Genomic DNA, 13,894 nt, shown 5'->3' with positions numbered 1-13,894 from the left:
ATATGCAGAAAATAATGAAAAAAGCCCTTTTAATTGGAGCCGCTATGCTCTCTACAGTTTTACACGCTGAAACGCTCACTATTGAGCGAATATTCTCTTCACCTTCCCTAGATGGAAACGCCCCAAGGGCGCTACAAGTTTCGCCTGATGGCGAACGGGTTACTTTTCTTAAAGGAAAGCAAACCGACTACGAACGCCTAGATTTATGGGAATACCATATTGAGAGCGGCAAAACTCGTTTGCTGTTCGATTCAAACGATTTACAAAGCGGTGATGAAGTGCTCTCTGATGAAGAAAAAGCACGCCGCGAGCGTATGCGTTTATCGGGTAGCGGTATTGTAAGTTACCAATGGTCCGATGATGGAACAGCCTTGCTTTTCCCTCTTGGTGGCGACGTCTATTACCATAAATTAGGTGAAAAAGGTGCCAAGCAATTGCTTGATACCGATACCTTTGAAACAGATATAAAACTATCGCCCAAGGGCAATTATATCTCGTTTATTCGCGAGCAAAACCTTTACGTTAAAAACATTAAGAGTGGCGAAGAAACCGCGATCACTACCGAAGGCGGCGGTAATATCAAATTCGGTATGGCCGAATTTGTAGCGCAAGAAGAAATGGGAAGGATGACAGGCTACTGGTGGTCGCCCGATGAAAGTCACATTGCCTTTACCAAAGTAGATGAAACCCCCGTAGACGTGATTACCCGTTCAGAAATTTACGCGGACGAAATTAAGCTTATCGAGCAGAAGTACCCCAAAGCAGGCACGCCAAATGTTCAGGTTGAATTAGCGATCCAGAATATTGAGAGCCAGCAGCGCGAGTGGGTAGACTTAGGTGAAAATAAAGATATTTACCTGGCCCGTGGCGCCTGGATGCCAGATAGCAAAACGTTTACTTATCAGTGGCAAACCCGCGACCAACAAACCCTTGAACTACGCGCCTTTAATGTGGCCAATAAAAAGCAACGTGTGTTGTTACAAGAAACCAGTGATACCTGGGTAAACCTACACGACGACCTTTATTTTCTGGCCGATCGTGACCAATTTATTTGGGCGTCAGAACGAGACGGCTTCAAACACTTATACCTCTTCAACAATGATGGCAGCCTAGTTAAACAACTTACCCAAGGCGATTGGGTTGTTGATAGTGTTGAAGCGATAGACACAAAGAACAATCGTCTTTACTTCTCTGGACGTAAAGATACGCCACTTGAAAGTCACGTATATTCTATTTCCCTTGATGGTACAGACATTGCGCGTATAACAGAACTCGGTGCCTACCACAGCGCTACCTTTAGCGGCGATGCCTCTATCTTTATCGACCGTTTTTCCACCGTAAATTCACCGGCTCAAGTAAGTTTAAATGACGCTTCAGGCAAAAGAATTACGTGGCTTGAAGAAAACAAGGTTGAGCAAGGCCACCCCCTTTACACCTATATGGATAGTTGGACAGCCCCTGAATTTGGCGAAATTGAAACCAAAGATGGCGCTACCCTCAACTATCGCATTTATAAGCCCGATAACCTTGAAGAAAAACACCCTGTTATTGTGTACCTATATGGCGGCCCTCATGCCCAAGTCGTTACCAATAGCTGGGCAGGTAACCGGGGCCTACTAATGCAGCATTGGGTGGACAAAGGTTATGTTGTATTCACCTTAGACAATCGTGGTTCTAACTATCGCGGCAAAGCGTTTGAGGATCCAATTTATAAGAAAATGGGCTTTATTGAAGTAGAAGATCAGATAGCGGGTGTAGAGTTCCTCCGTACCCTTCCTTATGTAGATGCTGAGCGTATTGGTGTTCATGGCCATAGTTATGGCGGCTATATGACACTAATGAGTATGTTTAAAGCGGGTGATTACTTTGCTGCTGGGGTATCGGGTGCACCGGTAACCGACTGGCGTTTATATGACACTCACTATACTGAGCGTTATATGGGCAACCCCAATACAGATGATGATGCATATACAGCATCATCGGTCTTCCCATACGCAAAAGACCTCAAAGGCGATTTGTTAATTTACCACGGGATGGCAGATGACAACGTATTGTTCACTCACTCCACCATGCTATATAAGCATTTACAGGATTTAGCCATTCCGTTTGAAACCATGGACTATGTGGGTAAAAAGCACAGTATACGTGGCAAACAAACCGGTATTCACTTGTACAATACCATTACTAATTTCTTCGATCGTACACTGAAATAAATCGTCCTTTCAGTTAATCGAAAACATAACTGATAAAAAAGGCACCGCCAGCGTTTTGGCGGTGCCTTTTCATTAATGACAACTGCATTAACCTCGTTTTAGTGGGCGGTAAGCCCCACCGGGTTTAGGCAAAAAGTTGATTTGCTAAATTTTGCTGTACCGCTTGTGCCGAAGATGCACTTAGCTCTATTTCGATAGCATCGGCTTTGCCCGACAACCAAATTTTTAACTCTGCATCTGTATCGAAGTGACCCGCCGTTTCAACAATGAACTGTGTAATCGACTTGTAAGGGATGGAATGATAATTCACTTTACGCCCGGTTAAACCTTGCTTATCAATAAGTATCAAACGTTTATTGGTGAAAACACTTAGGTCTCTTACTAGCTTAAACGCAGCTGTCACGGTTTCGTTAGCCGCCAATATAGGCATAAGCTCTTCGTTAACGGCTTCTGCGCTGGTTTCGCTGGCGTTGCCTAACAATGTATCGAATAACCCCATTTTTATCTCCTAAACCGACGCTTGTTTCAAACGCCATTGAACACGGTGCGCTAAAGGCTTTGGTTTATCTAAAGCAAACCCTTGGCCAAAGTTAACACCAAGCTGTTTGAGAACCTCAGCGGTGGCAGAATTTACAACAAACTCTGCAACAGTTTGCTTGCCCATACTATGCGCAATATTATTTATCGCTTTAACTGTAGCATGGTCAATGTGATCGTGAGCAATGTTTCGCACAAAAGAACCGTCAATTTTAACGTAGTCCACATCAAGGTTTTTTAGGTAAGTAAATGAAGACATACCCGCCCCGAAATCGTCCAAAGCAAAACTGCAACCTAAGGCCCGAAGGGTAGATATAAAATGCTTTGCTGCGTTTAAATTGGTTACCGCTGTGGTTTCGGTTATTTCAAAACAAATTTTCTCAGCAGGTACACAGGTATTCTGTATCCGCTGAGTTATGGCCAACAGTGTGGTTTCATCTCCCAGCGTAATTCCCGAAAGGTTTATCGCCACCTTGCCTACGCTATCCAAATGCGCAGGGTTCGTCTCTAACACCCTAAGGGTGTTGTCCACTACCCACATATCTACTTTATTCATTAAACCGTGCCGCTCAGCTAAAGGGATAAATAGATTGGGACTAATTAAGCTTCCGTCACTGGCCGTTAAACGAAGTAATATTTCATAGTGCTGTTGTGACGAGGCCGATGGGACATTTAGCGGCAATATAGCTTGACTATAAAGCTCAAAACCATCGTCTTGTAATGCGCGATGTAAGGTGTGTAGTACGTCATTTTCGTTATTGTTTATGCCCATATATTCATCGTTGGGATGGACAATAAAGTAGCGATTTCGCCCTAAATGCTTGGCCCGATAACATGCGTTATCAGCTGCCTTTATAAGCTCTGCGGCGCTTACTGAGCGCGCACCTATTTCAATAACGCCAATACTTGCGCCCACAAAAAATAGTTTATCGTCATAGACAAAGCGATAACCTGAAATAGCCTTTAGTAGCCGATCTAACTTAGCCTTTACTCTCGATAAGGTTTCTGCTCGATAAATAATACAAAATTCATCGCCGCCAATTCGGGCTAGCAGATCGTTGTCATTAACATGTTGGCGAAACAAGGTAGAAATTTCTTTTAGTAACTTATCGCCTGCCGGGTGCCCGCAGCTGTCGTTGACTAATTTAAATCTATCCATGTCAATGAAACACATCACACTTGTGTGCTTTTCAATAGCAACTGTTGCCCCTATAGGGGTGACATTTGTAGACTCAGTCGCGTTATGGTGAGCACAGTCGCGCTCGCTTAATATGGCGCGCAGTTGGTTATCAAAAGCATACCTATTAAGTAGGCCTGTCAGCTGATCATGATTGGCTTGAAACACAACCTCCGCCTGTAAAGCTTGCTCTTTAGTCACATCTCGAGCAATACCTTCTACTGCAATGATATGACCGTTCTCATCTAAGATGGGGGTATCAGAAAACTCAAGAACATGTTCTTTACCCGCGCCCCCTACATAGTGCACAAGATAAGGTTCTGGCTTCTGGCCCCGTAAAATGGTGTTTCTAATACCCAGCGTCTCATCTGGCACTTGCTTTACCAAACTCGACTCATTGGCACAGAAATACTCGGCCGAATAACCTAATATGGTATTGATACCCGCACTCACGTAAATAAATTTATGTGTAGCCGTTTTGGTATACACAAAATGACGGTGCAGACCATCTACTAGGCGTTTATAACGCTCTTCGCTTTGCTTTAGCTCCCGTTGGGCATTGAACCTTTCAGTTACATCGCGAACGGTTAACGCGATGTTCGCCCCCGCTTTTACTACCTGCACCTTTACCCATTGTGGTGCAACTTTGGTACTTTCAATGGCGAAATACCCTTCATAGGGCTGGCCACTTACTGCCACCTGCTTCACCTTGTCATACTCAATCTGCAACCCTAAAAAAGCCAATTGCCCTTTTAAACTCATTGCGCTTAGTTTCTCCCACGCCCCTTTAAATAAGAAACGACTGTATCGATTGGCCTCAACCAAGCGATAGTTATTCCCGTGGGGTTGGTAAATAAGCATGGCATCCAAAGCCGCCTCACTGGCAGTGAGATAGCGCTGTTCACTTAATGACAAATGCAATGCGCCTTTTAATTGCTTATGGAAAACCCAGCTCACCAAGGCTGACATAAACAGCCCGATAAGGATAATCAGCTTCCCTGGCTGGTACATAGTCGTTTGCGATTGCATGGACAATGAGAACAATTGATCAATAAACCAAAAATCTTTGGTGGAAACCACACTACCATCATGCTTAAAGTCGCCACTTTTAAACAATATGTTTTCGCCGCTGGCTAACTCGAAGTTAAACTGGGGCCCAACCAACTGGCCCAACATTACCGATAAAATGGTTTGCACATCAAAGCCCGCAATAACATACCCATGACTGGGTTCCTGAGGGCTAATCGCTCTACCAAGCAATATGTGGTGGTGTTGGGTGGGTACAGAATAGATAAGCGTACTGGTAAACTGTTCTGAAATAGCCGGAATGGATAACCCCGTGGCATCCATGGGCTGACCAATTAATTCGGTGGACAGCCGCGCGCTACTAACTTCTGAAGGAGTAGCCGCCCACTGTATTACTCCGTTTTCATCAATAAAGATAAGCCCACTAAAGCCTTTTTGCATGCCCATTAGCGATACTGCTTGCGCGTTAAACCAATCTATTTGGTTAGGCTCGAAAGTAGGCCATGTTCGCATAAGGTTATTTATTGCCTGAATTCGCTCACTTGAGAACACCTCCAAACTGATCCTTACCTGTTCAGCTACCGACGATGCTTTCGAAATTCGGGCGCTTTTTTCTTCGTTCTCGAGATAAATCCCTGCTGAAACGAAAAATATCGCCAAGAATATAAATAATGCGATAGGTAAACCGTAAACTCGGTGGGTAACTCTTATTTGCATGACGACTTCTCTGCTCGATGAGCGACAAGCCTAATGGACTATTATGAATTAATTATGAATTTTCGTGATGCCAGATAGATGCTAGGGTAGATAACAATAGAAAAACAACACGATGCGTTAGCAAATTAAAATGACACAAAATTCTTCTGTAAACTATGCCGCCATAGCAGCCGCTGCAGCACGCATAAAAAACCATGTAAAACATACGCCAGTTATGGAGTCTAGGCTTTTAAACAAATGGATGGGCCAACGTATTTTGTTTAAAGCAGAATGCTTGCAAACCGTGGGTGCATTTAAATTACGTGGCGCAATGAATTTTATAGCAAAGCTTAACGAACAAGGCCGACTGCCTAAGCATGTTGTGGCAAATAGTTCAGGTAACCACGCACAAGCTGTTGCCTATGCTGCGGCAGCGTTCGGGGTTAAAGCCACTATCTTTGCGAGCAAAAATATATCGCCCATTAAGGCTGCTGCCACACAAAGTTATGGCGCTGAAGTGAAGTTATTTGATTCTCGCCCAGACGCCGATGCGGCCGTGCGTGAAGCTGCACAAGCTCCCGATACAGTATGGATACCGCCGTTCAACCACGATGATATTGTAGCTGGGCAAGGCACGGTGGCATTAGAGGCATTACAAGAAATAGGCAATGTAGATGCGGTATTTGCCCCCTGTGGCGGGGGCGGCCTATTATCAGGGTCGCTTATTGCTACGCGTGAACTACAACCTAACGCATTGGTTATTGGTGCAGAACCCGCGGAAGCAAACGATGCCTCTATGTCTTTACAATCCGGCGAGATAGTTTCCTTAGAACACCCGCCAGAAACCCTAGCAGATGGTGCAGCTACGCCAAGTATTGGCGAAGTAACCTTTCCTCTTTTGCAACAACTCGATGACTTCTACGAAGTGGATGAACTGCAAATAGCTTATTGGACCCAATGGCTACAACATTTACTAAAACTGCATATTGAACCTACCTGCGCTATGTCGATGGCGGCAGTGGCTGCGTGGGCGGCAAACACCACGCCAGGTCAAACTGCATTGGTCATATTGTCAGGCGGCAATATTAGCCAAGCATCGATGGCAAAAATATGGGAAAGAGACTTTTTACTTCAGCCCCCTATTATTTCTACAGAAGAAGAATAACCATGAAAATAACGACAGTTAAAACCCTATTTACTCGCTTGTCCTTGGCTATGGCCTGCATTGCTGCAACAGGCCTATCCATTGGCTCAGTCACCGCTACAACCTTAGTAAAGAACGTCACCGGGTACACCTTAAATGAAGGGGGCAAGCTGGTAAAATTTAGCAACCTTGTGTTTGACGAAGGCAAGATTGTGGCCCTAAACGTTGATGAAAATAACTACTCAATTGATGCCACAATAAACGGCGAAGGCAAAGTAATGCTGCCAGGGTTGATAGACGCACACGGTCACTTGTTAGGCTTAGGCGCAAACTTACTTGAAGTGAATTTGCGAGAAAGCAGCAGCGCCCAAGATGCCGCTAAAATGGTGGCCGACTACGCTTTTGCCAATGCACAACAAGACTGGATTACAGGACGGGGATGGAACCAGGAATTATGGTCTGACAGGGCCTTTCCAGCCGCCGCAGACTTAGACAAAGTCGTATCCGATCGCCCCGTTTTTCTTACTCGGGTAGACGGTCACGCGGCATGGGTGAATACCAAAGCCATGGAACTAGCAGGCATTACTAAAGATACTCAATCTCCCGTTGGCGGTGAAATTATCAAAGACGCTAACGGCAACCCTACAGGCGTGTTCATTGATAACGCATCTTTATTAATAGAAGCGCATTTACCTAAAGCCAGTAACGCCATATATGCACAACAGCTCGACGCTGCGGGTGAGCACTTACTTGCTAATGGTATTACGTCAATGCACGATGCCGGCGTAGGCAGAGAGGTTTATGACTTCTATTTAAAAGAGGCCGTTGAGGGAGATTTACCGGTACGTATTTACGCTATGATAAGCGCAACAGATAACGAGCTTTCAACCATGTTGGGTAACGGACCTATTCGCGATGAAGACGACTTTTTGTATATTCGCTCGGTTAAAGCTTATGGCGATGGCGCACTAGGTAGCCGTGGTGCAGCGCTTCTTGCGCCTTATTCCGATGCTCCGCACCAGCATGGTTTACTACTGACTCAACCTGAAGACATGACGCAGCTTTTCACTACCGTTATAGGCGCAGGTTTTCAACTTAACTATCACGCCATTGGCGATAAAGCGAACCACGTAGCGCTCAATGAATTTGAAACTACCTTTGACAACATTGGCGGCAGCGAACTCCGTCATCGTATTGAGCATGCGCAAGTAATTGCACCCGATGACCTGGCCCGCTTTGCCAAGTTAAAAGTGCTACCGTCTATGCAACCAACGCATGCCACCAGCGATAAGAACATGGCCGAAGATCGCATAGGCAAAGAACGTATGAAAGGCGCCTATGCGTGGAAAACGTTGTTAGATTCAGGCATTGCGCTGCCACTAGGTTCTGACTTTCCGGTAGAGTTAGCCAACCCCTTTTACGGTCTTCATGCGGCTGTAACACGCCAAGACAGAAACAACCAGCCAGTAAAAGGTTGGTATGCTCACGAAGCCCTAACCGTTGAACAAGCGTTTAAAGGCTTTACGTTAGATGCGGCATACGCGGGGCATATGGAAGACACACTAGGGACGCTAACGCCAGGAAAATGGGCCGACTTTATCTTAGTGGACCAAGATATCTTCACCATTGATGCGAAGGACATTTGGAAAACCAAAGTGCAGGCTACGTATGTGGCAGGCAAGCAAGTATTTGCCCAATAACCGCGAGTGTAATGTGTAAATGAGCAGTTCAAACAAAGGCCTTTTAAGCAAAGGTATTGGCGGTGTAGGAGCCGCCTTATTAGTGCTAAACGGCCTTATTGGAGCGGGAATTTTTGCCCTGCCAGCCAAAATGGCCGCCGAATTAGGTGGGTTCAGCCCTTACATCTTTTTGATTTTTGGCGCCCTGATACTTGCTGTGGTGTGGTGCTTTGGCCAGCTAGTAGTTTTGTATCAAGAAACCGGCGGGCCAGTGATTTATGCCCGCAAAGGCTTTGGCGACGCCGCCGCGTTTCAAACTGGCTTTATTTACTATTTAGCCCGCGCCACCGCTATTGCGGCCAATATGCACGTGCTGTTACTTTACGCTGGATATGTTTGGCCTGAGCTAAACGCGGGGATAGGTAAGTCTTTAGCCATCATTGCACTAACAACAACGCTAATCTTGGTGAATATTGTGGGGTTAAAAGCGGCGATGCGGGCACTAGACACTATCTCGGTGTTAAAGCTTTTGCCCTTTGCCGCTCTTATCGGTATAGGCTATTGGCAGTTAGATTTTAGCCGCGTGGCTGACTCATCAATGTCCAACACGCTACCGGCGTTTGATACCATTTCTGCTGGCGCCCTACTTACGCTTTACGCCTTTATAGGGTTTGAAACTGTGGTGGTAACCAGTGGAGAGACGAACTCACCGAAAAAAACTATACCTCGGGCACTTATGTTAACCGTGGCAGGTATTGCACTGTTTTACTTTTGCGTACAGTGGTTATATTGGCATACGGTAGGCGCAGCAAAACCCGATAGTGCGCCGCTAATTGCGCTTGCCGATATGATTTTTGGTCAAACCGGGGCGCTTGTTATGACGCTAACCGCGGTGGTGTCTGTTGCAGGTAACTTGCTCGCCAATATGATTTCTACCTCTCGGTTAACGTTTTCTATGGCGCATCAGTCGCTCATTCCAGGCACACTAGGCAAGCCATGGTTAGGCAAAGTACACAAAACGTTTGCTACACCTTACATCTCCATAGTGGTATTGGGTATTTTCGCCGGCATTATGGCGCTAAGTGGAAGTTTCGTATGGCTGGCCATTGCAAGTGTTCTGGCAAGGTTGGTGGTGTACGCAATGTGTGTGTTGGTGCTCATTAAAGCGCAAAATCAGTTAACGCTTCCGGTTAACCTTATTAAGCGCTTGCTGCCTTTTTTAGCGCTTGCGGTATGCGCGTGGTCTGTTACACAATCTTCAACCCATGCATGGTTATTTTTAGTGGGCGAACTCGTCATTGGCGCACTGCTTTATGTCGTCCTACACAACAACGCTTCAAAAGGTTAGAAAGTGGAAATTCAAGTTATACCCGTTACCCCGTTTGCTCAAAACTGCTCATTAATTTGGGACTCATCTACTATGCTAGGGGCTTTTGTTGACCCTGGTGGCGACATTGAAAAGCTGATAAGCGCGGCTTCGAGCAAAGGCGTCAATATAGAGAAGATCATTTTAACTCATGGTCACTTAGATCATGTGGGCGGCACGGTTGCTATTGCCGAACATTACAATGTACCTATTGTAGGGCCGCATGTGGGTGATAAGTTTTGGTTAGATGCCTTAATGCAGCAAAGCCAAATGTTTGGGTTTCCACCGGCACAGCCTTTTGCTCCTAACGCGTGGCTAAACGATAACGATACCCTTTCAGTTGGAACCTTAACGCTAAACGTTCTGCACTGCCCTGGGCACACACCGGGCCATGTTGTATTAGTAGAGCGCGCAAGCAAGAAGGTTATTGTGGGAGATGTCATTTTTGCAGGCTCTATTGGCCGCACCGATTTTCCGCAAGGAAATCACCAGCAGCTTATCGATTCAATTAAGCAGAAAATAATGGTGTTACCCGATGATATGACCATTTATCCCGGCCACGGCCCAACGACCACCATAGCCAAAGAGAAAGCCACAAACCCATATGTTTCTGGGCAGTTCGGGTAACGCAGATGTAGTGAGTACGTATTAAAAAGGCGAAGTACGCTTGTAGAAGCGCCCTCGCCTTTTTGGTATTTAGTCGGTATTTAATCGCTAACTGCCTTTGTTAACCACAAGGGGTAACTCAAATTACGCTAGCTCAACTACCACACGCTTATTCGTAAGCACCGCTTGCGTAGTGTAATTCATAGCTGTGGCTATAAATTTCAAGGATGTTGCCAAACGGGTCTTCCATGTAAATCATGCGGTAAGGTTTTTCACCTGGGTAGTAGTAACGTGGCGCTTTCATGCGTTTTTTACCACCAGCGGCAACAATTTTCTCGGCCAAACCTTCAACATCAGGATCTTGAACACAAAAGTGAAAAATACCGGTTTTCCAGTATTCAAAGTTGTTTTCTGGGTTTTCCTGATTGCTAAACTCAAAGATTTCAACGCCTACACGGTCACCCGTTGAAAGGTGCGCAATACGGAACTTGCCCCAGCCTGCGCCAAAGACATCGGTACACATTTCACCAATAGCAGAGTCGTCTTCTACTATTTCGGTTGGCTTCATAATAAGGTACCAGCCAAGCACTTCGGTGTAGAACTTAACTGCGGCTTCCAAATCGGGTACTGAAATACCAATGTGTGAAAACGTACGTGGATACGGTGTTTTTACTGCTTCAGTCATCACTTACTCCTTTGTAGTGCAAGTATTCAAAATGGCTTAAACGCACGGTTTATCTCAGCGGTCTTACGGCAAGTGATAGCGCGCTTAAGTGAACGTGGACACATAGTAGCTAGACAAACATAAAACATGAAATTATCATTACTTCTCGATATGATAATTTAAAATTATAGCCCTATGATTAATCCAATTTGGCTAGATACCTTTATCACCTTGGTGGAAACAGGAAATTTTACGCGTACGGCGGAACAGCGCTTTATGACGCAACCCGGGGTGAGCCAGCACTTAAAAAAGCTAGAAGATGTTTGCAATTGTGAGTTAGTGATTAGGTTAGGCAAAGGCATTCAGCTTACCGAACAAGGCCAGCGCGTTTATCACTACGCAAAAAGTCAGCAAGCCCAAGAGCAAGATTTTATTGCTAGCTTAAAGTTCGACGCGCCGTATGAAGGAAAATGCGTAGTGGCGTGTTCTGGCGCAATTGCGCAGCGTATTTACCCTGCGCTACTTAGCCTTCAAAAACAGCATAGTGCACTTAATATTCACGTTGAAGTAGCGCCCCGCAGAACGATTTTGTCAGGTATTGCCAACAATACCCTTGAGCTTGGTATTGTCACCAACATGCCAGACACAGAAGATGTGCAAAGCGAATATTTAGGCGAAGAGCCGCTGGGGCTTATTCTACCTCGCGCGCTGCTCGGTTTAGACCTTGCAACTTCGGATAACGCAAAAAGCGCTGCACTTGATATTAAAAGAGTTCCACAGAGTGCTGAAGGTGATCTATTGGGCACTGACGGTGGTCTTCAAAGCGCTGACGGTGGTCTTCAAAACGCTGAGGGCTCTATCAAAAACGTTGTCACGGCATTAGGGCTTATTAATCACCCAGATGCCATGCACTATGTGCAGCGCTACTTTAACGATTGCGGTGAAGCTGACCTTGCCAGCATTAATCCAAATAAGCTTCAACACACCGGTTACATCAATCAGCTTTCGCAAATATTACTGCCGGTAAGCGAAGGATTGGGTTTTACCGTACTCCCTACCAGTAGCCTAAACTTTGTCAGCTTTGCCCACAAACTCATCGTATATCAAGCTAAAAACGATGTTACCGAGCCCTTGTACAGCGTTCAAACCCCACATAGTGCGCTACCAGCTCGCTATCAGATAGTTAAAAAAGTGATTGGAGAAGTGCTCGCAAATAATGGGGTCAGAGTAAAAACCTAACGCCCCAATACATACTTCCATTAAGAAGTAGCAGAAAAACTACCCATGAAGGGATGGATCCGGCGCAACTAACTCGGCTTCCCTTTTATGTTCAGGCACATCCACTTTACCCGTCGCAATCACCTCGCCTTCTTGCCATAGCTTCCATTCGCCTCGGTCATAGATATCCCACTGTTCGTCATTAGTTAGTGGCTCAGTGGCAATAATGCTTACCACATCTTTTGGCGTGGTTTCAGCGGCGAAGTCAATTTCTACTTCTACATCGCTAAGGCACGCGGGGCCAAAAGGCGCTCTTCGGGTAATGCTGGCAAGCTTAGTGCTGCAAAACGTGAATAGCCAGTCGCCGTTACTCAACAAACAATTAAACACACCTTGCTGCGCGTATTCTTTAGCTAACCCCACCAAGGTTTCAGCGAGCTGTTCAGGCATAGCATCACGTGGCAAATTTTCTCTTACATTGTTCATAATGTCGCAAAACAACTCTTCGCTATCGGTATCACCCACGGCCTCATAGATACCCGTTCTACGAGTAAAATTAGGTAACTGACCATTGTGGGCAAATACCCAATAGCTGCCCCATAATTCTCTAGCAAAAGGGTGCGTATTGGCTAAATTGATATTGCCCACGTTCGCTTGGCGTATGTGGCAAATAGCATTTTTACTTTTTATCGGTAATTTTGAGACAAAATCGGCAATAGGTGATGTTGCACACGGCTCGGGGTCGTGAAACATACGCACGCCCTTACCTTCATAAAACGCTACGCCCCACCCATCTTTATGAGGCCCAGTCTCACCTCCCCGGCGAGTGAGCCCAGTAAAACTAAAACACAGATCGGTAGGCGTATTGGCACTCATGCCTAACAGTTCACACACAGCGTTTATTACCTTTAGAGTTATTCTCAAACACAATTGGAATGAGAATACGCAAGGTCGAAGATTGAATCAATAATGGGGTCAGAGTTAATTTTGCAAAAAGTACTCTGACCCTGAGGTATCCCCACAAATAATATAACGATATCAGTGAGATAAAAAAAGATAGGAACATTCATGACGTTTGGTGATCAGATCTTTCGCCAAAAAAAAGTGAAGGTTAAACGCCATGAATGCCCTATCTATTGTGAACACTATTGTATCGCTTGTCAGCTATAAAATGCATAAAACTCGTCAGAAAGCAGTGAATGCCTATGTAAAAAGCTTGCTTAGTGGGAGCGTAGCGCCCGACTTGAGTAGAGGTCGAAGGTTTAGTATTAGGTATTTGTGTACTCGTATTAATGTACTCTGACCCTGAGGTATCCCCACAAATAATATAGCGAAATCAGTGAGATAAAAAAGATGGGAACATTCATGACGTTTGGTGATCAGATCTTTCGCCAAAAAAAAGTGAAGGTTAAACGCCATGAATGCCCTATCTATTGTGAACAAAGTCGTATCGCTTGTCAGCTTAAAAATGCATAAAGCTCGTCGGGATGCGGTAACGGCGTGCGTCAAAAGCCTGCTTAATGGAAGCGCTGCAACCGTAACCAGCATAGGTCGAGGGATTAACACTA

Annotated in this window: 10 protein-coding genes; 6 read left to right on the top strand and 4 right to left on the bottom strand. The window is 45.4% G+C overall.

Annotation, left to right across the window (positions count from 1 at the left end; all coding sequences use genetic code 11):
• Positions 1-14 precede the first annotated feature (14 nt).
• A complete protein-coding gene (locus tag GTH32_RS15265; protein ID WP_163087329.1) occupies positions 15-2,213 on the top strand; it encodes a S9 family peptidase in 2,199 nt (732 codons plus the stop codon).
• A 124-nt stretch (positions 2,214-2,337) separates the two neighbouring features.
• Here GTH32_RS15265 and GTH32_RS15260 read toward each other — a convergent pair whose 3' ends face one another.
• Together GTH32_RS15260 and GTH32_RS15255 are read right to left on the bottom strand one after the other, a co-directional pair.
• Positions 2,338-2,712 carry a PH domain-containing protein gene (locus GTH32_RS15260; protein WP_163087327.1) on the bottom strand — a complete coding sequence of 125 codons (375 nt, stop codon included), beginning with the start codon at positions 2,710-2,712 and terminating at the stop codon, positions 2,338-2,340.
• A 9-nt stretch (positions 2,713-2,721) separates the two neighbouring features.
• Positions 2,722-5,670 (bottom strand): putative bifunctional diguanylate cyclase/phosphodiesterase, encoded by a 2,949-nt coding sequence (locus GTH32_RS15255; RefSeq protein WP_163087325.1) that lies wholly within the window; start codon positions 5,668-5,670, stop codon positions 2,722-2,724.
• Between the two features lie 130 nt (positions 5,671-5,800).
• Here GTH32_RS15255 and GTH32_RS15250 point away from each other — a divergent pair, with 130 nt between their 5' ends.
• The 4 genes from GTH32_RS15250 to GTH32_RS15235 are packed head-to-tail and all read left to right on the top strand — an operon-like array spanning position 5,801 to position 10,465.
• Positions 5,801-6,814 (top strand): serine/threonine dehydratase, encoded by a 1,014-nt coding sequence (locus tag GTH32_RS15250; RefSeq protein WP_163087323.1) that lies wholly within the window; start codon positions 5,801-5,803, stop codon positions 6,812-6,814.
• A 2-nt stretch (positions 6,815-6,816) separates the two neighbouring features.
• The gene (locus GTH32_RS15245; protein ID WP_425482376.1) at positions 6,817-8,493 is read left to right on the top strand and encodes an amidohydrolase; all 1,677 of its coding nucleotides are present in this window, start codon (positions 6,817-6,819) and stop codon (positions 8,491-8,493) included.
• Between the two features lie 19 nt (positions 8,494-8,512).
• On the top strand, positions 8,513-9,820 hold the full coding sequence (locus GTH32_RS15240) for an APC family permease (RefSeq protein ID WP_163087321.1): 1,308 nt from the start codon (positions 8,513-8,515) through the stop codon (positions 9,818-9,820).
• A gap of 3 nt (positions 9,821-9,823) precedes the next feature.
• Positions 9,824-10,465 (top strand): MBL fold metallo-hydrolase, encoded by a 642-nt coding sequence (locus tag GTH32_RS15235; protein ID WP_163087319.1) that lies wholly within the window; start codon positions 9,824-9,826, stop codon positions 10,463-10,465.
• Between the two features lie 148 nt (positions 10,466-10,613).
• Here the strand turns inward: GTH32_RS15235 and GTH32_RS15230 are convergent, their stop codons facing one another.
• Positions 10,614-11,129 carry a lactoylglutathione lyase family protein gene (locus tag GTH32_RS15230; protein ID WP_015068113.1) on the bottom strand — a complete coding sequence of 172 codons (516 nt, stop codon included), beginning with the start codon at positions 11,127-11,129 and terminating at the stop codon, positions 10,614-10,616.
• A gap of 174 nt (positions 11,130-11,303) precedes the next feature.
• Here GTH32_RS15230 and GTH32_RS15225 point away from each other — a divergent pair, with 174 nt between their 5' ends.
• The gene (locus GTH32_RS15225; RefSeq protein WP_163087317.1) at positions 11,304-12,347 is read left to right on the top strand and encodes a LysR family transcriptional regulator; all 1,044 of its coding nucleotides are present in this window, start codon (positions 11,304-11,306) and stop codon (positions 12,345-12,347) included.
• 39 nt (positions 12,348-12,386) lie between these two features.
• On the opposite strand, the gene GTH32_RS15220 is transcribed toward GTH32_RS15225, so the two are convergent.
• Entirely contained in the window at positions 12,387-13,220 is an 834-nt protein-coding gene (locus GTH32_RS15220) for a class II glutamine amidotransferase (protein WP_163087315.1), read from the bottom strand.
• Positions 13,221-13,894 lie beyond the last annotated feature (674 nt).

The organism is Alteromonas profundi, assembly GCF_010500865.1.
In the GTDB taxonomy this organism is placed as follows: domain Bacteria; phylum Pseudomonadota; class Gammaproteobacteria; order Enterobacterales; family Alteromonadaceae; genus Alteromonas; species Alteromonas profundi.
This window is presented reverse-complemented; position numbering and strand designations above follow the sequence as displayed.

Coding starts and splice junctions, on each gene's coding strand:
- GTH32_RS15265 (WP_163087329.1), top strand. CDS start 15: ATGAAAAAAGCCCTTTTAATTGGAGCCGCTATGCTCTCTACAGTTTTA.
- GTH32_RS15260 (WP_163087327.1), bottom strand. CDS start 2,712: ATGGGGTTATTCGATACATTGTTAGGCAACGCCAGCGAAACCAGCGCA.
- GTH32_RS15255 (WP_163087325.1), bottom strand. CDS start 5,670: ATGCAAATAAGAGTTACCCACCGAGTTTACGGTTTACCTATCGCATTA.
- GTH32_RS15250 (WP_163087323.1), top strand. CDS start 5,801: ATGACACAAAATTCTTCTGTAAACTATGCCGCCATAGCAGCCGCTGCA.
- GTH32_RS15245 (WP_425482376.1), top strand. CDS start 6,817: ATGAAAATAACGACAGTTAAAACCCTATTTACTCGCTTGTCCTTGGCT.
- GTH32_RS15240 (WP_163087321.1), top strand. CDS start 8,513: ATGAGCAGTTCAAACAAAGGCCTTTTAAGCAAAGGTATTGGCGGTGTA.
- GTH32_RS15230 (WP_015068113.1), bottom strand. CDS start 11,129: ATGACTGAAGCAGTAAAAACACCGTATCCACGTACGTTTTCACACATT.
- GTH32_RS15225 (WP_163087317.1), top strand. CDS start 11,304: ATGATTAATCCAATTTGGCTAGATACCTTTATCACCTTGGTGGAAACA.